At 60.5% G+C, this 20059-nt stretch carries 18 protein-coding genes and 4 tRNA genes; 8 read left to right on the forward strand and 14 right to left on the reverse strand.

All coding sequences use genetic code 11. The annotated features are described in order from the left end of the window. Positions 1–40: 40 nt before the first annotated feature. Positions 41–2803, forward strand: coding sequence for a hypothetical protein (locus tag BUC04_RS03940; protein WP_067657975.1), 2763 nt, complete (start codon positions 41–43; stop codon positions 2801–2803). 113 nt (positions 2804–2916) lie between these two features. Continuing rightward, positions 2917–5469 carry a TonB-dependent receptor domain-containing protein gene (locus BUC04_RS03945; protein WP_067657973.1) on the forward strand — a complete coding sequence of 851 codons (2553 nt, stop codon included), beginning with the start codon at positions 2917–2919 and terminating at the stop codon, positions 5467–5469. Between the two features lie 627 nt (positions 5470–6096). Here BUC04_RS03945 and BUC04_RS03950 read toward each other — a convergent pair. After that, positions 6097–7002 (reverse strand): phospholipase effector Tle1 domain-containing protein, encoded by a 906-nt coding sequence (locus BUC04_RS03950; protein WP_067657971.1) that lies wholly within the window; start codon positions 7000–7002, stop codon positions 6097–6099. Positions 7003–7145: 143 nt separating this feature from the next. On the opposite strand from BUC04_RS03950, the gene ypfJ reads away from it, so the two are divergent. Together ypfJ and BUC04_RS03960 are read left to right on the forward strand one after the other, a co-directional pair. Next, positions 7146–7994, forward strand: coding sequence for a KPN_02809 family neutral zinc metallopeptidase (ypfJ, locus tag BUC04_RS03955; RefSeq protein WP_067657970.1), 849 nt, complete (start codon positions 7146–7148; stop codon positions 7992–7994). Positions 7995–8082: 88 nt separating this feature from the next. Continuing rightward, complete coding sequence (locus BUC04_RS03960) at positions 8083–8358, forward strand: GIY-YIG nuclease family protein (protein WP_073325606.1); 276 nt, start codon at positions 8083–8085, stop codon at positions 8356–8358. Here BUC04_RS03960 and BUC04_RS03965 read toward each other — a convergent pair. From BUC04_RS03965 to lpxM, 3 genes are all read right to left on the reverse strand, one after another. Continuing rightward, entirely contained in the window at positions 8300–8830 is a 531-nt protein-coding gene (locus BUC04_RS03965; protein ID WP_067657967.1) for a GNAT family N-acetyltransferase, read from the reverse strand. The genes BUC04_RS03960 and BUC04_RS03965 overlap by 59 nt on opposite strands. Before the next feature lie 149 nt (positions 8831–8979). After that, on the reverse strand, positions 8980–9921 hold the full coding sequence (locus tag BUC04_RS03970) for an LpxL/LpxP family acyltransferase (protein ID WP_082766605.1): 942 nt from the start codon (positions 9919–9921) through the stop codon (positions 8980–8982). Positions 9922–10033: 112 nt separating this feature from the next. Next, entirely contained in the window at positions 10034–10984 is a 951-nt protein-coding gene (gene lpxM, locus BUC04_RS03975) for a lauroyl-Kdo(2)-lipid IV(A) myristoyltransferase (RefSeq protein WP_067657961.1), read from the reverse strand. 160 nt (positions 10985–11144) lie between these two features. On the opposite strand from lpxM, the gene BUC04_RS03980 reads away from it, so the two are divergent. After that, positions 11145–11603, forward strand: coding sequence for a nucleotide triphosphate diphosphatase NUDT15 (locus BUC04_RS03980; RefSeq protein WP_067657958.1), 459 nt, complete (start codon positions 11145–11147; stop codon positions 11601–11603). Positions 11604–11748: 145 nt separating this feature from the next. On the opposite strand, the gene BUC04_RS03985 is transcribed toward BUC04_RS03980, so the two are convergent. Further along, complete coding sequence (locus BUC04_RS03985) at positions 11749–12456, reverse strand: M15 family metallopeptidase (RefSeq protein WP_234977333.1); 708 nt, start codon at positions 12454–12456, stop codon at positions 11749–11751. A 2-nt stretch (positions 12457–12458) separates the two neighbouring features. Next, positions 12459–12941, reverse strand: a complete 483-nt coding sequence (locus BUC04_RS03990; protein WP_067657949.1) for a GNAT family N-acetyltransferase — start codon at positions 12939–12941, stop codon at positions 12459–12461. A 204-nt stretch (positions 12942–13145) separates the two neighbouring features. Between BUC04_RS03990 and BUC04_RS03995 the strand changes: the two genes are divergently transcribed. After that, entirely contained in the window at positions 13146–13412 is a 267-nt protein-coding gene (locus BUC04_RS03995) for a hypothetical protein (protein WP_067657945.1), read from the forward strand. 64 nt (positions 13413–13476) lie between these two features. On the opposite strand, the gene BUC04_RS04000 is transcribed toward BUC04_RS03995, so the two are convergent. After that, positions 13477–14433 (reverse strand): LysR family transcriptional regulator, encoded by a 957-nt coding sequence (locus BUC04_RS04000; protein ID WP_200804660.1) that lies wholly within the window; start codon positions 14431–14433, stop codon positions 13477–13479. A 97-nt stretch (positions 14434–14530) separates the two neighbouring features. Here BUC04_RS04000 and BUC04_RS04005 point away from each other — a divergent pair, with 97 nt between their 5' ends. Beyond that, on the forward strand, positions 14531–15883 hold the full coding sequence (locus tag BUC04_RS04005; protein WP_067657939.1) for an MATE family efflux transporter: 1353 nt from the start codon (positions 14531–14533) through the stop codon (positions 15881–15883). Positions 15884–15989: 106 nt separating this feature from the next. After that, positions 15990–16124, forward strand: a complete 135-nt coding sequence (locus BUC04_RS24200) for a hypothetical protein (protein ID WP_268762513.1) — start codon at positions 15990–15992, stop codon at positions 16122–16124. Positions 16125–16167: 43 nt separating this feature from the next. On the opposite strand, the gene BUC04_RS24265 is transcribed toward BUC04_RS24200, so the two are convergent. From BUC04_RS24265 to uvrC, 7 genes are all read right to left on the reverse strand, one after another. After that, positions 16168–16653: a J domain-containing protein gene (locus tag BUC04_RS24265; RefSeq protein WP_073325608.1), complete on the reverse strand. Its 486-nt coding sequence runs from the start codon at positions 16651–16653 to the stop codon at positions 16168–16170. 322 nt (positions 16654–16975) lie between these two features. Continuing rightward, positions 16976–17061, reverse strand: a tRNA-Leu gene (locus tag BUC04_RS04015). 10 nt (positions 17062–17071) lie between these two features. Beyond that, positions 17072–17145 (reverse strand) — tRNA-Cys (locus BUC04_RS04020). A 40-nt stretch (positions 17146–17185) separates the two neighbouring features. Then, positions 17186–17279 (reverse strand) — tRNA-Phe (locus tag BUC04_RS23840). A 23-nt stretch (positions 17280–17302) separates the two neighbouring features. Then, positions 17303–17378, reverse strand: a tRNA-Gly gene (locus BUC04_RS04025). Between the two features lie 225 nt (positions 17379–17603). Then, on the reverse strand, positions 17604–18155 hold the full coding sequence (gene pgsA, locus BUC04_RS04030; RefSeq protein ID WP_067657904.1) for a CDP-diacylglycerol--glycerol-3-phosphate 3-phosphatidyltransferase: 552 nt from the start codon (positions 18153–18155) through the stop codon (positions 17604–17606). 47 nt (positions 18156–18202) lie between these two features. Then, positions 18203–20053, reverse strand: coding sequence for an excinuclease ABC subunit UvrC (gene uvrC / locus BUC04_RS04035; RefSeq protein WP_067657902.1), 1851 nt, complete (start codon positions 20051–20053; stop codon positions 18203–18205). Positions 20054–20059 lie beyond the last annotated feature (6 nt).

Consider the following 20059-nt stretch of genomic DNA (forward strand, 5'->3'; position numbering starts at 1 on the left):
AGCCGGGCATCGCCCAAAGTCCGATCGTCGGAGACAAAAAATGAAACTCAATCAGCTATTTCCTTTGAGCGTGATCGCTTCCGCTCTGATGCTTTCTGCCTGTGGTGGCGACATCAACATCAATGCCGGGGAGAGCAACGTAAACCCGCCTGAGACCTCCACCCCCACCACCCCGCCGCCGACCGAAGAAGAAGAGACCGATTTTGACGCCAAGTACCCCTTCTCCACCGACGCCGGTTACAGCGTGGGTGGCAAGAACGTGCGTCGCATCGTTGGGGTACAGACTGCCGACATCCGCCTGGAGAACGATGTGGTTTGGGAACTGGCCGGTGCGGTTCAGATTGGCGGTGACAACACCGACAGCGCCACCATCACCATCGATGCCGGCACCCTGGTGCTGGGCGACAGCGAAGGCTACCTGGTGATCAGCCGCGGCTCCATGATTGAAGCCGCCGGTACCGCGGAAGAGCCGATTGTCTTTACCTCCGTGGAAGCGGGCCTGGGCCAGGCAACCGCCCGAGGTCAGTGGGGCGGCCTGGTGCTGCTGGGCAACGCCAAGGTCAACACCTGTGCCGACCACACCGTCTGTGACGTACCGTTTGAGGTGGGCGATCACCCCTACGGCGGCGACAACGACGACGACAACTCCGGTACCCTGCGCTACGTTCGCGTCGAGAACGGTGGCTTCAAGGTGAATGACACCCAGGAGATGAACGGCATCAGCTTTGCTGCGGTCGGCCGCGGTACCACCGTGGAGTACATCCAGATCGACAACAACGATGATGATGGCATCGAATTCTGGGGCGGCACCGTCAACGTCAAGTACGTGGTTCTGACCAACAACAACGACGACTCGCTGGATTGGACCCACGGCTGGACTGGCCACGGCCAGTACTTCTACATCGCCACCGAAGACGATAACGCCAACCGCGGTATCGAAGCGGACAGCTCCAAGACCGATCCGCTGGGCACCCCGACCTCCATGCCCTACCTGGCCAACCTGACCCTTAACCTGGGCGGTGGCACCAACGGTGGCGGCGACGACGCCGAAGGCATCCTGTTCCGGGTCGACACCGGTGCTCACCTGTACAACGCCCTGGTCAAAGGTGGCCCCACCACCGGCGAATGCCTGGAGGTGAACGACGCCACCACCGTGGCCCGCGCCAACGCCAACGAACTGACCATGAGCTACAGCCTGATCGACTGTGTCGAGCCCTTCAAGAGCCCGAAGGACGACATGGACAACGTGCTGCTGGACGTGGAAGCCTGGTTTATGGCCCAGGATGGCAACCTGGCTGAGCCCTCCTACCTGGAAGGTTACCAGCCGATGGCCAACTCCCCGGCCCTGGGTGGCGGTCACCCCAACCTGGCCGGTGAAAGCGCCTTCTTTGAAGACAACAACTACATCGGTGCCTTTGACGGCAACCCGGACAACGACTGGACCCTGGGCTGGACCATCGGTATCCACGATGCCCCGGCCGCTCCGGCTGAGCTGGTCGCCCTGGAAGCCTGTCCGGAAGGCACCACCAACAGCGAGGCCGACGCAGGACTGATCGCCGGTACCGACCTGGTGTGCTCCGTTAACACCCCGCTGACCAGCAACACCGTACTGCAGGCCGGCACCAACGTCTGGTACAAGCTGGATGGCGCCGTGGTCGTCGGCGGCGACAAGGTCGACTCCGCCACCCTGGCCATCGAACCTGGCGTAAAGGTATTCGGTGAGGACAACGGTTACCTGGTGATCAGCCGCGGCTCCAAGATTGCCGCCGCCGGTACCGCTGAGATGCCCATCGTCTTCACCTCCCGCGACCACGCCCTGGGTGAGCCGACCTTCGCCGGCCAATGGGGCGGCCTGGTACTGCTGGGCAACGCCCAGGTCAACACCTGTGTCGACAAGAACGTCTGTGACATCCCGTTCGAGGTGGGCGCCCACAACTACGGCGGTAACAACGACGAAGACTCCAGCGGTGAGCTGAGCTACGTCCAGGTGCTGTTCGGTGGCTTCAAGGTCAACGACACCCAGGAGATGAACGGCGTCTCCTTCGCTGGCGTTGGTAGCGGCACCAAGGTCAACAACATCCACGTTCACATGAACGATGACGATGGCGTTGAGTTCTGGGGCGGCACCGTCAACATCCGCAACATCTACCTGACCGGCAACAACGATGACTCCCTGGACTGGACCCACGGCTGGCGTGGTAAGGGCCAGAACATCTACATCAGCCAGGTGGATAACGGCGCCAACCGTGGCATCGAAGCGGACAGCTCCAAGTCCGACCCGCTGGGCCTGCCCTACTCCGACCCCTGGCTGTCCAACGTCACCATCGAGGTGGCCGGTGGCACCAACGGTGGCGGTGACGACGCCGAAGGGATCCTGTTCCGCGTAGCCACCCGTGCCCGTCTGCACAACGCCATCGTCAAGGGCACCGACACTTCCGGTGAGTGCCTGGAGATCAACAACGACGGCACCGTCGACAACGCCGTGGACGGCACCCTGGTGATGACCCACTCGCTTATCGATTGCGTTGAGCCGGTCAAAGACACCCCGGCCACCGACAGCGACGGCAACCCGCAGAAGGCGCACGACACCAACGCCTGGTTCCTGGCCCAAGAAGGTAACCAGATCCTCGAGTTCGGCGCCCTGGCCCTGACCGCCGGTCAGCCCGCCGCCGACTCCGTGGCCCTGGGCGCCGGTCTGGACCTGAGCAGTGAAGACGCCTTCTTCGAGTCCACCAACTACATCGGTGCCTTCGACGGCACCAACGACTGGACTGCCGGCTGGAGCTACCAGAGCGAGCAATAAGTCCTGAGGGGGGCGAGTCTGCCGCCCCCCGACTTTCGATCTACCAGCACCAAGTTCCAAGGGTTGCCGGTTTTACAGGCAGCCCTTTTCCATAGGGAAACAGGATTAAAACAATGAAAACCACACGCCGCTTCAACATCAACAAGGTTGGCATCGCCATCACCCAGGCTCTCTCGCTGGCAGCCTTGATGCAGGGCGTTGCCGTTGCCGAAGAGCAAGCCGGCGCCAACGACAGCGTCGAGCGCATCGCCGTAGTGGGCCGCTTGCAACGGGTGGCCTCCGAGGTGATCGAAGAGCGTCGCGAACTGCCCTACGTGGCAGACCTGATGGGGGCCGATCAGATCGGTCGCACCGGCGACAGCGACGCGGCCGCAGCCCTGCGCCGGGTCACCGGCCTGACCTTGCGGGACGGCAAGTACATTTACGTTCGCGGCCTTGGCGAACGCTACTCCAGCACCTCACTCAACGGCGCCCAGGTACCCTCACCGGACCCGACCCGCAGTGTCATTCCGCTGGATCTCTTCCCCTCCTCCATCATCGAGTCCCTGTCGGTGCAGAAGGCCGCCTCCGCGGCCAAGCCCGCCTCCTTCGGTGGTGGTCACGTGGATATCCGCACCAAGACCATCCCTAACGAATTCTTCTTCAACCTCTCCGTTGGCGGCCAGTACAACAGCAACAACAGCGACGACAACCTGGTCTACAACGGTGGGGGTGAAGACTGGCTGGGCAAGGACGACGGCGCCCGCGCCCTGCCGATGGACCCCAGCAACGGCCTGGAGTTCAACCGCGACATGACGGTGTTTGGCGAAAGTGCCTCTCCAGGCTTTCGCGGCAGCCTCAGCACCGGTACCCAATTCAGCCTGAACGACGCTGGCGACTGGGCCCTGGGCTTTGTCCTGGGTGCCGCCTACAAGAACCAGACCGATAACTACGAGCAGGAGAAATACCGCCTGCAGACCACCGCCGGTGCGCTGGATACCAGCGACATCATTGTCGGCAGCGAGAAAGAGATTAAGGCCTCCGGCATGTTCAACGTCGGCCTGCAGATGACCGACGATCATAAGATAGAGACCTTCACCACCTACCTGGGTGACACCAGCGACGAGGTGGAACGCTCGATCCGCAACACCGAGAACACCATCGCCGATCCCAACCGGGACAACGAGCACTACAGCATCACCTACCAGGAGCGCAGCCTGATCGCCAACCAGATCCGCGGCGAACACTTCTTCTCCTACCTATGGGATCTGGAGCTCAACTGGCACTACACCGACGCCCGCGCCCGCCGCAAGGCACCCAATGAGCTGAGCTACGAGTACATCCGCCGCTTCGAAGACGATGGCAGCCTCAACCTGCGCCGGCTGGTCAGCGGCCAGGACTCGGCTCAGTACGCCTTCCGTGACCTGGTGGACGATACCGAGAACACCGGCTTTGACCTGGGCAGGGTTTGGGAGCTGGACAACATGGAGATCACCGTTCGAGGGGGCTACGACTACTTCGAGCGGATCCGGGACGCCAGTGGCGAGCGCTACAACTTTGACAACCGTGGCTTCCCCGCCGAGGTGCTAACCGGCGATTACGACGAGATCTTCAGCGACGCCAACGTCGCTAACCCGGACTACGGCTTCCGCACCGTTAAGCAATCGGTCGAAACCGACGACTACAACGCGGTGCAGACCATCGACGCCGGCTTCGGTGAGATAGACCTGCATTGGTATGAGCAGTTCCGTATCACTGCCGGGCTGCGTTACGAGGAGTTCCGCCAGACCGTGCTGGCCTTCAACGAGGACGGCTCCATCTACGACGGTGGCGGTCGCTACGGCCTGGAAGACTTCGTAGTGCTGGAGGACGACTGGTTCCCCTCCCTGTCCGCCACCTGGTTTATCAATGACGAGATGCAGCTTCGAGCCGCCGTCTCCCAGACCGTGGTTCGTCCGGACATGCGGGAGGTCGCCCCGGTGCGGTTCGAAGACCCGCTTACCGGCATCTCCATGATCGGTGATCCGGACCTGACCAGCTCCGATATCCTCAACCTGGACGTGCGCTGGGAGTGGTACATGGAGTCCGGCTCCAACCTCTCCGTCGGTGCCTTCTACAAGGATCTGGAGGCCCCCATCGAGGCGGTGGACAAGACCACCGAAACCGATCGGATCCTGACCTTCAAGAACGCCGAAGAGGGGGTGGTGTACGGGGTGGAGCTGGAGTTCCACCAGAACTTTGGCTTTATCGACCAGGGCTCTGACATCTGGAACGGCTTGTTTATCGCCGGTAACCTGACCCTGTCCGATTCCGAGATCACCATCGCCGACGCAGGTGACATCAACCTGACCAATCCGACCCGTCGGATGATGGGTCACTCCGAGTGGGTCGCCAACCTGCAGCTGAGCTACGACTCGCCGGACGATGTCCACAGCGCCACCCTGGTCTACAACGTGTTTGGCGACCGCATCGCCTACGCCGGTACCCAGGGCTTCGACGACGCCATCGAGCAGCCGTTCCACTCACTGGACTTCACCTACACCGTCTACCCGCTGGAGTGGATGAACGTGAAGTTCAAGGCCAAGAACATCCTCGATGAAGCCACCGAATACCTGCAAAACGACGAGCGGGTGTTCTGGAACAAACCGGGCACCGAATACACCCTGGAACTGGGCTTTAAGTTCTAAACCCACTGGCGGACCCATCAGGGTCCGCCACACTTACCCTATTCCCGTCACTGCTGGCGACGTGCAGGTAAGCCTTTCCTTGTTGGCAAACCTGCTCTTCAGTCGGGGTTCACTTTGGCGGGAATATTCTTTCTGTTAACGCTGTCCATGCCATCTGGCACATCGCTACGCTACCGGGCTGACGCCTTTTCCTTGTTTACGTCGGCTACGCAACGATGTCTGGGTTCACCGTGGCATGGATGGCCTCTTCTCCTCATCCAAATCAGAGATTCACCCACCAACCCTTTCAACTGCTAATGGAACGCAGCGCCCCGCCAGCGCTTCGCCGACTTTGAGTCGCCCGAATGAAATGACCAGAGGCCAGGTCGAAGGCCAGGTTGGCCTGAGTGGCTTGCGGAGATAGGGGGGAAAGTCGCCAGACTTGAACGCGTAGGCAGGGAGGCCGAAGCCGGGCTTTGACGCGAAGCAGGGACTGCGCAGCGACGAAGGCGACTCAAGCCAGAGCCGCAGACTTTGGTCATGAAAGTGAGGGATGGCGACGACTGGAGGCAAACGGGGGTTACAAGCGGGGCGCGCAGCCGGGGCGGAACGCCCCTTTGGTTGCGGCCGGCAACCCGGCAAATACCATTACCGTACTCGGCGACGCCGAGAAACACTGGCGTGCAGCGCCGTTCCCTCTACCACTTCACGGGGCTCGCAGCCGAAGTAATCGGCAAAGCCGTCCACCAAGGGCATCACCGACTCGCTGTCCTCTTCATTGAGCTGGGCATAAAGTGCCGCATCCAGCTCCAGCCCCTGCTGCTCCGACAGCGTCGCCAGGCAATGCAGTGCCGAATCCGCCAGGTTGCCCGGCAGCAGGCCAACGCCACCCAGATCATCATGGTTGCCGCTGAACCAAAGCTGCTCGGTCTCCACCTTGGAAGACCACAGGCAGGGGACAAAATCGCCACGCACCTCGTCCAGCGCCAGCGCCTGTACCGCACGATCAACACACTTGGGCAGGTGGCAATCCTGGAACAGCCCCCACTCCCGTACGCTGCTGAGGCTGCGCGCCGGCACCCCGTGTTGCCCCACGGTGTCCACCGCGGCCAACAAACGCACCCGGCACTCATCGGTCAGGGCATAGTGGGCGCGGAACTGACGGGATTCCATATCCTCCTCCCGCAGCCTGGGCTGGTAGAACAGGCGAAGTGCCTCCTCACTCTTGTCCAGGTGCAGACGCTGCATCACCCCACAGACATCCAGCATGGCGGCAAAGCGGCGCACCAGGTAGGCTCCATAGCTGAAGCCATAAAGAAACAGTTGGTCCCCCGCCTCGTAGTTCTGCGCCACAAAGCGGTAGCACTGCAACAGGTCCCGATCGATGGCCGCCTGATCCAGTGCCCCTTCCGGTTGCAGCAACAGCACCACCTGGGCCTGACCCTCCGCATCGCTGGGTAGGATCCCCCGGGCCAGTCGGGCCATGGCGCTGTGCTGACTGGGGGGCAAAGGTGCGCCCCACACCCCGTCAATGCAGATCACCAGCTTCTTCATCGGTCATACCTCTTAGCTAAAGACCGGAAAATTCTAATATAAAATTATGAATTTTCTATAGTTATCCTCGTGAACCCCGTTTCCTCCCAAAGCAAAAGATGGCAACTACACTCTGTGTGTCACTGAGGTTGGGGGACGCATAGATGCAATGGCGTGGGCGTAAACAGAGTCAAAACGTGCAGGATCGTCGCGGCAGTGGCCGTCGGGTGACGGCGGGGAAAGGGGGGCTGATCGGCATCCTCATCCTGCTGGCCGGGTGGTACTTCGGTATTGATCCCGCCGTGCTGTTTGGCGTCGCCAATCTCACCGGTGTCGGCGAGTCTGCACCAACCGCATCGGCCCCGCCGGCAGACGATGAAGCGGCCCAGTTCACCTCGGTGGTGCTGGCGGATACGGAAGTGTTCTGGGGTAACCAGTTTCGCCAATCCGGACGCCAGTACCAGGAGCCCAAGCTGGTGCTGTACCGGGGCCAGACCCAGACCTATTGCGGCACCGGCCAGTCCGCCATGGGTCCGTTCTACTGCCCGGCGGACGCCACCATCTACATCGACCTGAGTTTCTACGACGAGCTCAAACAAAAGTTGGGGGCGCCGGGGGATTTTGCCCAGGCCTACGTGGTGGCGCACGAGGTGGGACACCACGTGCAGAACCTGCTGGGGATCAGCAACGCCGTGCATCAACGTCAGCAGCAGATGAGCAAGACCGAGGGCAACCAGGAATCGGTCAAGCTGGAGCTGCAGGCGGATTGCTTTGCCGGCGTCTGGGCCAGCTACATCGAGTCGCAGCAGTGGCTGGAGCAGGGAGACCTGGCGGAGGCGATCCAGGCGGCGGAGGCGATTGGCGATGATCGCCTACAGCAGCAGTCACGGGGACGGGTGGTGCCCGACAGCTTTACCCACGGCACCTCCGCCCAGCGCATGTTCTGGTTCCAAACCGGTTTTGATTCCGGGGACCCGACCCAATGCGATACCTTCAGCCACCCCTCTTTGTGAATCCATTGAGCGCTTTATCCCATTGAGGCTGGCCATCCAGCGGGCTTCACAGTAGCATGCCCGCTATCGCCCAACACTGCCCTGCCCCATGTCCAAGCCCTGGTGGATCTACCTGATCCGAACCCGTCACAACCTGCTCTATACCGGCATTACCACCGACGTTGAACGGCGCTTCAAGGAGCACAGCGAGGGCAAGCGTGGCGCCCGCGCCCTCAAAGGTAAGGGCCCACTGACCCTGGAGTTCCAGGCTGAGTTGGCCAGTCGCAGCGAGGCGCTAAGGTTGGAGTACCAGGTTAAGCAGTGGCCTAAGAGCCGCAAAGAGCGACTGATCCAGGGCAAGGAGTCGCTGCCAGGTCTTGACTGAACATCAAGCTGGCACACCACTGCCCCTCTAACTTGAGGCTATCGGCAAAGCGCTCCAGGCAACGAAAGCCCGCCCGTTTGAGGCTGCGCTGACAGGCAAGGTTGGCCTCAGCGCACAGTGCCACCGCCCGCTCTATCCCCAGCGGCTGCCAATGACTCAGGCGGATCGCCGCCAAGCTGCGCTGCACCAGCCCCAACCCCTCGAATCCCGGAAGCAGCATAAAGCCCAGCTCCACCGTGGCCTCACTCATCGGCAACTGACGCCAGCCGATGATCCCCGCCGGCTCACCTTGATGCAGGATCACCTGGCTACACCAGTGGCTGTCCCCCCAGCACCAGGGCTGTAGCCGTTCCGCCAGCAGTTGCCGGATCTGCGCGTCGGTCATAACACGGTCGATGTGGCGCATCCGGTCCGGATCGCCGTAGAGGCGGGTTAACAGGGGGAGATCGTCGGATGACAGCGGGCGTAGCATGGTGGAGACTCCTGGGGTTTCCCTCAAGCTAAGCGACACAGCGGGGCCAGGGCTGAAGCCCTGGCCCCGCTGTGCAGGCCGTTTGATTACCAACTTACTGCCGGTTGGCGTGGCTCAATAATGCTGGGATCAACAGGGCTTGAGCTAACTCAGTACAGTTTGGGCTCGCCAAGCGGCCGGCTTTTCAGGATCTTCAAAAACCACATGTATTGATCCGGGTGACGGCCAATCAGTCGTTCCATCTGTTGATTGAGCAGGCGCGCCTCCTCGTCCTTATCCAGCTTGGCCAGCGGCAATGGCGCATCCAACTGGATCCGGGCACGGCCGTCGGTACCGACAAAACCAACACTGAGCGGCACCACCACGGCATCGGAGCAGCGGGCGATGCGGCTGATCACCGGCAATGTCGCCTTCTGACAGGAGAAGAAGGGGGCGAACACGCTGCAGTGCTCTCCGTGGTCCTGGTCCGGCAGGTAGAACAGGCTGTTGCCCTGTTTAAGCTGGCGCACAATAGTGGGCATGCCGGCGTCGCGGTGGAACAGCTCGCCACCAAAGCGCAGACGCTGGCGATAAGCGGCCCAGTTCAGCACCGGGCTGCGATGGTGCTTAATCATGCCGATCATTGGCAAACCGGTCATCGCTAAGCCTGCCGCGGCGTACTCCAGGGCAAACATATGAGGCACCAGGAACACCACCGCCTTGCCTTCAGCTCGGGCAGCCTCCAGGTGAGCCAGGCCATCAATCTCGATCCGTTTGCTGAGAAAGCTTTTGCGTCGCAACGCCAGCTCGCCCAATCCCAGGCCGGTGCAGACAAAGGTTACCAGCAGTTGGTTGATCAGGCGCTCGCGCTTGGCTGCGCTCCAGTGCGGATAGCAGCTGGCCAGGTTCTTGCGCGCCACCGCCACCGGCTTGCGGCAGAGAGGCTTGAGCAGGCGAGCCAGGGGGTAAGCCAGCAAACGACGCAGTGAGGGTGGAACAAAGGCAAACAGGGCAAGCAGGCCAACGGCCAGCCAGTCGAGCCAATACCTGGGGTGCAGCATGCGGGGGTGAAAGGGTACGCGGTAGGGTCCTTGCGCAGTGTGGGCGTCCATCTTATGCCTTCCTGGCCTTATTGTTGTTTTTCGCCACCTTAACCCAAGCTGAACCTACCAACAACAAGGATCACAAAAAAGCCCACGACAACGTGGGCTTTAATAAGGCAAATCAGGGTTTTTGATAAGGCTCAGGCGCCCCATCCGGGCGGCTTCTCAGCAGCTTGAGGATCCACATGTACTGTTCAGGGTGCGGCGCGATCATCTGCTCCAGCTCCTGGCTCAGGGCCAGGGCATCCTGGTGTGGGTCATTGGGGTCCAGACCGGTCATAGCCGGTCGGATGTGGCCCTCAAACACCCCCTGCTTGGGATCATAGGTGGCGTACATCGGGATCACCTTGGCTCCGGTGGCCTCCACCATCCGCCCCAGTGCCGGCAAGGTAGCTTTATCGGTGGCAAAGAAGGGCACAAACTCGCTGCGGCTGGGGCCGTGGTCCTGGTCCGGCAGGTAGTAGGCGATGTGCTCATGACGCACCGCATTGAGCAGCGCCTTGATGCCATGCTTGCGGGTAAACAGCTTGCCCTGGAAGCGATTGCGGCCCAGCAGCATCATCCAGTCCAGCATCGGGTTCTTGTTGGGGTTCATCATGGTGGTCCAGCGATGGCCCCGGGAGGCCAGCAGCACCCCGGGGAACTCGATGGCCCAGCTGTGGGGCACCATCAGGATCACCGGCTCGCCAGCATCCAGCACCGCCGACAGGTGCTCCTCGCCGCGCAGTTTGATCACCTTCTGCAGGTAGCGCGGGCTGCGTACCGCCAGGATCCCGGTGGCAAACATCACCTGGGAAGCCCGCTCGAACATCTCATCCAGCACCTGTTCAGTCTGTTCAGGCGACCATTGCGGAAAACACAGGTTCAGGTTGACCCGAGCGCGGTGGCGAGCGCCCTTGGCAACGCGGCCGACCGAGCGGCCCAGCGCCCCCGCCAGGGCATCACGCAGTTTACGAGGCCAGAATGCCATGAATAAGCCCAACAGCAGCGCCGCCCAAAGCCCCCAGTTCTTGGGGTGGAGGAAACGCCACTGAAAGTGGGGGCGATGATGATCATCAAACGCAGAAGACAATGCCTTCTCCCTATATTCTTTATAAGCCACACGCCTGTGGGTAAACCGCCGTATATTAGTAGTTCCCTGCCCCAGTGCAAGGACTCAGTGCAGAAAATCCAAACACGGTACAGTGTTCGTTAAAACAACAACTTGCCCATCGATAGCCTGGAATCACAGCATGTCACCAGCTAGCCCTTCAGCGTCATCAACTCCATCCTGCCACCCCAAGGTGGGGATTGGGGTCATCCTGGTTCGACAGGACGGTCACATTTTGGTGGGCAAACGCACCACCGCCCATGCCCCATTCTGGTCGATTCCCGGTGGCCACCTGGAGATGGGGGAGCAGTTCGAACAAACCGCGATGCGAGAGATGCAGGAGGAGACCGGACTGATCATCAGCGAACCCAAGGTGATTGCCGTCACCAACAACCTGCGCACCTACGCCCTGGAAGGGGTGCACACCATCTCGGTCTGTCTGGTGGCCCAACACCAAGGTGGCGAGCCCCAGCGGCTGGAGCCGGACAAATGCGCGGAGTGGCGCTGGGTCGACCCGACAGATCTGCCACAACCCCACTTCGACGCCAGCGAGCAATCCGTCGCCTGCTACCTGGAGCAACGCTTCTACCAGGCCCCTTAATGCGACAAACCGTGACTGACCACAGAGCATGACGCTGACGGGGTAACCAGGAATTGAGCGGCGAACAGCAGTAGACGCGGATGGGTCGATAGCAAGTCAGTGGCAGGTCAATGACCTTGGCGACGCTCGACGCGTCCCCTGCCCTTTAGCGGTCGATGACGTAGTCAAACTCGCTGTTGGGATAGGGCTCATCTTTGAGGGTGAAATGCCACCACTCCTCCGGATAGTGCTCAAACCCTACCTGCTCCATCAACAATCTCAACAGCAAGCGGTTGCGCCGGGCCTCGGCGGAAACCTGGGCCGCTTCACTGTGGGAGCGTGGGTCAAAGCAATCGTAACTGCTGCCCATGTTCAGGCTTGGGTAAGGGCCCACTTCGGCCAAAGGCAGGCGACAATCGGCATTGAAGGCGGAGACGATCTGGGTGGGCGGCATCACCTCCACCAGGGTGACGTCCACAGCACTGCCGCGAGTGTGGCTGGAGCGCTCGGCGATGTACCCCAGCTGGAACAGGTCTTTCTTGTCGAATTGCGGGTAAAACCTGGGCTGGGTGTCGTTGTCACCACGATCCTCGCTCCAACGGACAAAGTGCTGCACTGCCTGCTTGGGTCGGTAGCAATCGTATACCTTGAGGCTCATGCCATAACGGTTAGCCAACCGCTGTGCCCGCTCCAACGCCAGGGCTGCGGGTTCGCTCAACCAGCAGCGCCCCACCTCATAGCCATCCACTTCGCGTCCGATGAAATTATCGCCGCCGGCATAGCGCATCTCCTGCACGATGTCCGGCGCGTAGCGATCCAGCGGAACCAGGTAGGTTTGACTGGTAATGGAGGCGAGCAGCAGCCAGGGGGCCACAATCAGAGCCTCATGGCGTACCAGCGATCACAGCCGGTGTGACCACTGCTGCCCCAGGGGGCATCGAGTTCGCGAAACCCCAGGCTCTCATACAGCTGTTGGGCCTGGGTCATCGGCCCATAGGTTTCCAGGTAGCAATAGTTGTAGCCGGCCCGACGTGCGTACTGGATAAGACGGGCCACCAACGAGCGGCCGGCCCCCAACCCGCGGGCCCCCGGGGAGAGATACATCTTTTGCAGCTCACACACCCCCTTGAGATGGCATTGGTAGGGTGCCAATCCGGCCCCACCGAGTATCTCTCCGCGCTTTTCCACCACCAGGTAACGGCTTCCCTCACCACTGTAGACCTGGCATAGGGAGTCCAACTCTGGATCGGCCCAGGCAAACCCTGGCTGATTAGCGCCAAACTCCGTTAACGCTGCACGGATGATCTCAGCAATCCGTGCATTATCCCGAGGTTCTATTGGCCGTAGCTCAAAACTCATTCAGGCTCCCTACCGTTGATTTGGCCGCCTCGCGGCGCTCAGCTTTCAATCGCTTTCGAATACTTATTATCAAACACAGCTCACAAAGCCAACAACCCCGATCTTGCGTTTGGAGAAGTTTCGTTCACAATGCCACTCACATTTTTTCCGTCAAATGAAAGAAATACTGTCATTGGACGGCCAGTTAACCGAGTAGGAGGAAGTATGGACTACGACATCGAGTTTCTGACCTTCATCCTGGCCATGGTAGTGCCGGTAAAGGTATTGCCCTGGGTCTTCATTGCCGCCTTGGGCTACAAGGGTCTGTTGGCGCGCAAAGCGCAACGTGACGAACGGGAACGCCAACGCCGTATGGCCAGATTGGCGGAACTGCGCAAGCCTAAGCAGGAACCGGAGCCAACCCTTAGCCCCGGCAGCCGAGCTCCGATCAGCGCCGATCACCTGCAATCTATGCTGATCCGCCGCGGCTAACCGCGATCTACCCCAGGCCCACGCCCTGCCCTGCTGCAGGGCGTTTGTCCTACTGCCCCACCGACTAACCCGTGACCCCCTGCCACTGCTGTGTCTGAGCCAGACGCTGCAAACGCTGTGTCTGGGCCAGCGCATGCTCACCAATCCAGCGCTGCAGCGCCACCACCTCCTGGCGCGGCGAAAAAACGTAACTGTAGTAGCGCCAGGCACTGTGACTGATGGGCGTATGCCGGGGACAACACAGGTAGCCCTGCTCCAGTTCATCCAGTACCAGCAGCAGATCGGTTACCGTGGCGCCGTGGCCCGCCAGGCTGGCGCTCAGTGCCATATCCAGGGTGGTAAAGGTGGTCTGGCGCACACCCTTTCCCGGATCCTCCCCATACACGGCCAACCAGGCCTTCCAGTCGTGGTGGCCGAGGGTGGAATGTATCCGGGGCTGTCTCAGCAAACTGGCCAGATCGGCCGCATCACCGTCGGGACGGTTGGCACACACCGGCCCCATGTACTCTTCACGGACAAAGCGCAGCCGCTCGCTGTCGGGATAAAGCCCATGCTGACGGCTGTTGAAGATGTGCAGATCGCAATCCGTTGCCGCCCGGTCCAGCTCGGTTTCCTCCATGGTGGGCACCACCACGATCTCGTAGTCAGAGAAGTGCGCATTGAGCTCGGGGATCAGCGGCATCAGTGAGCGCATGGCGTAGCTGACGGCGGCCTTGATGACGATCCGCTGCGGCTGGACACCTCGCCAACTGCTGATCAGGCTCTCCAGCTCTCCATAGTGCTGACGCAGGCGTTCATACAGATCCTGGCCCTGAGGGGTCAGCCGGATGCGGCGATGCTCCCGAAGAATAAGTGATGCATTGAGATCATGCTCCAGCTGCTTCACCTGACGGCTCACTGCGCTCTGAGTGACGTGCAGCTCCTTCGCGGCCTGGGTAAAGCTAAGATGCCTGGCAACAGCCTCGTAGACTTTAAATGCGGTGTGGGAATGGGGTAGCGCCGGATAGGGCTTCATAAGCATTTGGCATGACTTGAGGGAATGCGTAAAGCCCATATTACTCAATTGAGCGGACGAGGGAAGCAACGTAAGGTGTCGCCATCTTTATTAGGTGGTAGCCATGAACGCATTAATCCGACTCTCTCTCCCCCTGGTCCTGTCCCAGCTCGTTACCATGGCGCTGGTGATGACCGACGTCTGGATGATGTCACTGCTGGGCACCACCGAACTGGCCGCCGGCGGCCTTGGCGCATCGGTGTACACCTTTGTCTTCCTGCTGGCCGGCAGCACGGTAGGCTGCGCCGCCAACCTTATCGCCATCGCCTATGGTGAGCGTCAGCATTCTCCTGAGGCTGGCGATCGCAAGATCCGGGAAACCATCAAGGGCGGGCTGATGCTCTCGCTGCTGCTCTCGGTGCTACTGACCCTGAGCTTTTCTCTGGCCCCTGACGCACTGGCACTGGCGGCACAACCGCAAGCAGCAATTGAACTGGCGATGATCTACCTCGACCCGCTTAAGTGGGCCATGCTCCCGGCCCTGCTGTTGCTGGTCTTGCGTGGATTGACCAGTGCCTTCGGTGATACCCGTTCAGTGCTGCTGATGTCGCTGGCCACGGTCTTCCTTAACGTGCCGATAAGCTTCGTGCTCGCTTTTGGTCTGGACTGGGGTCTGGCCGGCCTGGGCGCCGGAACCGCCCTGTCCACCTGGCTGGTACTGACAGGCTATGCCCTGTGGGTGTTTGCCCGGCCCCGCTACCGCCTCTATGGCCCCTGGCGCCATTGGAACGAATATCGACCGGCTGCCATGCTGCCGTTGCTGGCCATGGGCCTACCAATTGCCCTGGCAGCGGCACTGGAGCTGAGCCTGATCTACGGTGGCACCCTGATGGCGGGCACCATCAGCATCGCCGCCCTGGCTCTGCACCAGATCCTGCTGCAGTGCCTTTCCTTTACCTGGAATATCAGCTTTGGTATCAGCCAGGCGGCAGCCATCCTGGTGGGCCGCGACCACGGGGCCGGACACCGGCCGGGGATCCTCGCCTGGTCTCGCCACAGCCTGGTGCTGATCAGCGCCGTCAGTGCCCTATTAGCACTGTTGTTCGTGGCCTGGCCCGAAGGGATTGCGGCGCTGTTCAACCTGGACGATGGCCAGGGTGGCTCGCTGACCCCACTATTGGCCTCGGTCATTTGGGTGGCCGCCCTCTGCTTCGTGGTGGATGCCTGGCAGCTGCTGGCCATCAACCTGTTGCGGGGCATGAAGATCGTCAACAGCCCAACGGTGCTGACCGCCATCGGTTACTGGTGCGTTGGCCTGCCCGTTGCCTGGCTGCTGTTGCCCAGCCTTGAGCTGGTGGGGATCTGGTTGGGGATCGCCGCAGGCCTGGGGGCCACGGCTCTACTGCTGTTGATGCAACTGCTTTGGGTGCTATCTCGCCGGCACCCCTCAAGCCCAGTCACACCGGCCCTGGCCTAAGTGATCCCTTCGACCCTCATCGGGGTACAAATGGCAGTTGGACATCGAGTCCTTCCGCCATCTTACTGGCCATTGAGTAGACGAGGGGGTTGCCGTGGATATTGATATGGAGCTGATTCTGGTACTGGCAATGGTGGTACCCGCCAAGGCTCTGCCTTGGATCCTCATCGCCTATGTAGCCTACAAGGGCCTGCAGATGCAGCCTCGAGTTGCCAGGGTCCGCGCGACACCAAAGTACTGATGCAATGCGGTGGCATCATAGTGGCGGCTAAAGTGGCTTTGCTTCACTTAGGCCAGTGGGTTACCAGAAACTCCCCCACCACTACGAACAAGAACATCAGAATTGCTGCCGACACTGCCCCATACAGCATGACCAGTGCCGTAACCAAAGCTCTGCGGCACCTTCTTTTCAGGTTTTGCCAATTGGCCTGGTAGTCTGTTGGGCTCGGGGCATTTTGTTTCCTTCGCAACGGGCGCTGCAAATCGCAATTTTCCGGTCTTACTACAGCAGCGCGACGATGCCCTCGCCACTGCTCTTGCTGACGAACAACACCCTCCGTCACCCTTCTATCGTATGCCGCTCTCCTCCCGGCATCTGACAGCGTCGCATAGGCCTCATTTACTGCCTGCATAACTCGATTTGCCTCAGCCTTGTTACCGGTGAATCGATCTGGGTGGTACTTCTTGCAGAGCGTTCGATATGCAGCCTTGATTACTGCGGCATCAGCATTAGGGCTAAGGCCCAGAACGGAGTAGTAATTCGTCTGCACCCTTCACCTCACTAAATTCCTCGCCATCAATGAAATATAGAAGTGGCCCCATTAATCAGGTCGCTCAAGAGCTATCGGAGTGATAGCAAAGCAAAGATAGTACGGCGGCTACGCAACGGCAGGTTGGGACAATGCTGAGGCAAAATGAAGCTGTATTAAGGCTTACTTCGCTGGAGCCTCAATGCTTGAGGCTTGATGCAAGGAGGGTAGGCATTAAGCGAGGCAATGCTCTGCCAAGAGATAGGTACTCAAACTCCAGATACAAAAAAACCAGCTCGATGGCTGGCTTGTTGTCACTACTACTGAATTGGCTTAGTAGTAATGGTACCCGAGGCCGGACTTGAACCGGCACGCTCTAAGAGCGAGGGATTTTAAATCCCTTGTGTCTACCAATTCCACCACTCGGGCAGGGTAAGAATGGAGGCGCGTCCCGGAGTCGAACCGAGGTCCACGGATTTGCAATCCGCTGCATAGCCACTCTGCCAACGCGCCATATTCTGTGTTCAATCCCGCTATCGCGCGATTGAAAATTTGGAGCGGCACACGAGGTTCCCGATCTTCATCGAGAGTGTGACCTCAACCTTTGTTCAAGGTTGGGCTCTACCAACTGAGCCACTCTGTGCCCCGGCCTGAGCCGAAGCGGATAATTTGGAGCGGCACACGAGGTTCGAACTCGTGACCTCAACCTTGGCAAGGTTGCGCTCTACCAACTGAGCTAGTGCCGCTTATTGTTGCCGCATCCAATCCTGTGGGCCTTTAAGGCAGCGGTTCCGCTACTCTCTCCAACCGCACTGAACAAGTGCCGCTTAGTCTCTTTGGGGCTGTCCCCTGAAGACGAGACGTATTCTACGTAATTCCGAAGACAGGTCAACGCCGAGTTGGCCCTTACTGAACCGTTTGCCGCCTTTTCAACCAGGGTGGTCAATGGGGCGGCGAAACGGGTCCACTCCTTAACCGTGCCGGGTCAAATCTCCCCAGGCGGCGCGGATGTAAGAGAACATCGACCAGATGGTGAGGAAGGTTGCCACGTACAACAGGTAGAAAGAGATCTCGATAGCCAGCGGATTAAACTGGGCAATCAGGCCGGTGATGGCAATCATCTGGGCAGCCGTTTTGAACTTACCCAGCCAGGACACCGCGACGATACCGCGCTTACCCATCTCTGCCATCCACTCTCGCAGCGCAGAGATCACGATCTCACGGCCAATCATCACGATGGCAGCAAAGGTCAGCAGGCCATCGTCATAGTCCGCTACCAGCACCACCAGAGCAGTAGCCACCATCAGCTTATCCACCACCGGGTCCAGGAAGGCGCCAAAGGGAGTGGACTGGTTCAGGCGACGGGCCAGGTATCCATCCAGGGCGTCGGTCAGGGAGGCGATCACAAACAGGGTGGCCGCCGCCAGGAAGGACCACTTCCAGGGCAGATAGTAGAGACCAACAAACACCGGGATCATGACCAGACGCAAGAGGGTGAGAATATTGGGGATATTAAGCTTCATAAAGGTCCCGGTGACGCATTGTGGCGCCAATCATGCCGTATCTTGCCCTAGTGACGCAATGCGTCATGGATCTTTTGCGCCAGCTGTTGGCTGATCCCAGGCACTTTCGCGATCTCCGCCACACTGGCGCGCTTGAGCTCCTGCATTCCGCCCATGAACTTGAGCAATTGTTGACGCCGCTTGGCGCCGATACCGGGGATCCCTTCCAGCACTGATTCCCGCCGGGCCTTGCCCCGGGCGGCACGGTGGCCGCTGATGGCAAAGCGGTGGGCCTCATCCCGAATATGCTGGATAAGATGCAGCGCCGGGGCATCGGCAGGCAGATCGATCACCTCCCGACTGAAGCCCAGGATCAGGGTCTCCAAGCCGGGCTTGCGGCTCTCGCCTTTGGCCACCCCCACCAGCAGCGGCGCTTCCAGGCCGGTGTCCGCCAGGGCCTGTTCCATCACCTCTTCGGCCTGGGTCAGCTGGCCTTTACCGCCATCAATAAACAGGATTTCCGGCAAATTCTCCTGCTCCTGACTGCCCTGGTAGCGCCGGGTCAGGGCCTGGCCCATCGCCGCGTAGTCATCCCCGGGGGTAATACCGGCGATGTTGTAGCGGCGATACTCCTGCTTGGCCGGGCCTTCGCCATTGAACACCACGCAGGAGGCCACGGTCTTCTCCCCCATGGTGTGGCTGATATCGAAACACTCCATCCGGGTGATCGGCCGCTCCATCTCCAGCGTTTCCGACAGCTGACGGAAGCGCTCGGCCACCGTGGTCTTGTGGGCCAGCTTGGACACCAGGGCACTGCGCGCATTGGTTTGGGCCAGACGCTGGAACTGGGCCCGCTCGGCACGCACCCGGGTCTTGATCTGCACCTTACTCTGGTTGCGCACGCTGAGCGCCTCGGCGATGGCGGTCAGCTCCTCGCTCTCCTCTTCGGTCTGCTGCGACAGCACGATCTCTTTGGGGATCTGACGGTCTTCCCCGCCCCCCAGGTAGAACTGCAGCAGGAAGGACTCCAGCACCTCCTGCGGCTCGGTATTGCTAGGCAGCTTAGGGAAGTAGGAGCGGCTGCCGACGATCTTGCCCTTGCGCACGAACAGCAGGTGACAACAGGCCATGCCCCCCTCCAGCGCCACACCAATGACATCCAGTTCGCCCTGCTCGCGTCCCTGAACCCCCTGTTGCTCCTGCACCTTGCGCAGGGCCTGCAGTTGGTCACGGATGCGGGCGGCTTTTTCAAACTCCAGCGCCATGCTGGCCTGTTCCATCTGCTTAACCAGGGTTCCCAGCACCTGCTGGCTCTGCCCCTGCAGGAACAGCTTGAGCAGGCCCACCTGCTCACGGTAGGCATCGTCCTCAATCATGCCGGCACAGGGGCCAGAGCAGCGATTGAGCTGGTATTGCAAGCAGGGACGGCTGCGATTGCGGTAGAAGGCATCTTCGCATTGGCGCACCGGGAACAGCTTCTGCATCAGGTGCAGGCTTTCGCGCACCGCACCGCCATTGGGATAGGGGCCGAAATAGTGGCCCTTGGCTCGCCGGGGCCCACGGTGAAACGCCAGCCGGGGGTGCTTGTGATCGGACAGAAACAGGTAGGGGTAGGACTTATCATCCCGCAGCAGCACGTTGTAGCGTGGCATGTACTGCTTGATGTAGTCGTGCTCCAGGATCAGCGCATCGGTTTCGGTGTGGGTCACCGTCACTTCTATGTGCTGAATTTGCGCCACCAGGGCGCGGGTCTTCACACTGGGAACGTTGGTGCGGAAGTAGGAGCTGAGACGCTTCTTGAGGTCTTTGGCCTTGCCCACGTAGAGGACAGTGCCCCCCGGCGCGTCGTACATACGGTACACACCGGGTTGATTGGTCACCGAGCGCAGGAAGGCCCGGTGGTCAAAGCTGGAGGTCATGGATTC

Source organism: Ferrimonas marina (assembly GCF_900129905.1).
In the GTDB taxonomy this organism is placed as follows: Bacteria; Pseudomonadota; Gammaproteobacteria; order Enterobacterales; family Shewanellaceae; genus Ferrimonas; species Ferrimonas marina.

Bases quoted from the DNA above. Each gene is read 5' to 3' on its own strand.
- BUC04_RS03940 (WP_067657975.1), top strand. From the start codon at position 41: ATGAAACTCAATCAGCTATTTCCTTTGAGCGTGATCGCTTCCGCTCTG.
- BUC04_RS03945 (WP_067657973.1), top strand. From the start codon at position 2,917: ATGAAAACCACACGCCGCTTCAACATCAACAAGGTTGGCATCGCCATC.
- BUC04_RS03950 (WP_067657971.1), bottom strand. From the start codon at position 7,002: ATGAAGAAGCTGGTGATCTGCATTGACGGGGTGTGGGGCGCACCTTTG.
- ypfJ (WP_067657970.1), top strand. From the start codon at position 7,146: ATGCAATGGCGTGGGCGTAAACAGAGTCAAAACGTGCAGGATCGTCGC.
- BUC04_RS03960 (WP_073325606.1), top strand. From the start codon at position 8,083: ATGTCCAAGCCCTGGTGGATCTACCTGATCCGAACCCGTCACAACCTG.
- BUC04_RS03965 (WP_067657967.1), bottom strand. From the start codon at position 8,830: ATGCTACGCCCGCTGTCATCCGACGATCTCCCCCTGTTAACCCGCCTC.
- BUC04_RS03970 (WP_082766605.1), bottom strand. From the start codon at position 9,921: ATGGACGCCCACACTGCGCAAGGACCCTACCGCGTACCCTTTCACCCC.
- BUC04_RS03980 (WP_067657958.1), top strand. From the start codon at position 11,145: ATGTCACCAGCTAGCCCTTCAGCGTCATCAACTCCATCCTGCCACCCC.
- BUC04_RS03990 (WP_067657949.1), bottom strand. From the start codon at position 12,941: ATGAGTTTTGAGCTACGGCCAATAGAACCTCGGGATAATGCACGGATT.
- BUC04_RS03995 (WP_067657945.1), top strand. From the start codon at position 13,146: ATGGACTACGACATCGAGTTTCTGACCTTCATCCTGGCCATGGTAGTG.
- BUC04_RS04000 (WP_200804660.1), bottom strand. From the start codon at position 14,433: ATGCTTATGAAGCCCTATCCGGCGCTACCCCATTCCCACACCGCATTT.
- BUC04_RS04005 (WP_067657939.1), top strand. From the start codon at position 14,531: ATGAACGCATTAATCCGACTCTCTCTCCCCCTGGTCCTGTCCCAGCTC.
- BUC04_RS24200 (WP_268762513.1), top strand. From the start codon at position 15,990: ATGGAGCTGATTCTGGTACTGGCAATGGTGGTACCCGCCAAGGCTCTG.
- pgsA (WP_067657904.1), bottom strand. From the start codon at position 18,155: ATGAAGCTTAATATCCCCAATATTCTCACCCTCTTGCGTCTGGTCATG.
- uvrC (WP_067657902.1), bottom strand. From the start codon at position 20,053: ATGACCTCCAGCTTTGACCACCGGGCCTTCCTGCGCTCGGTGACCAAT.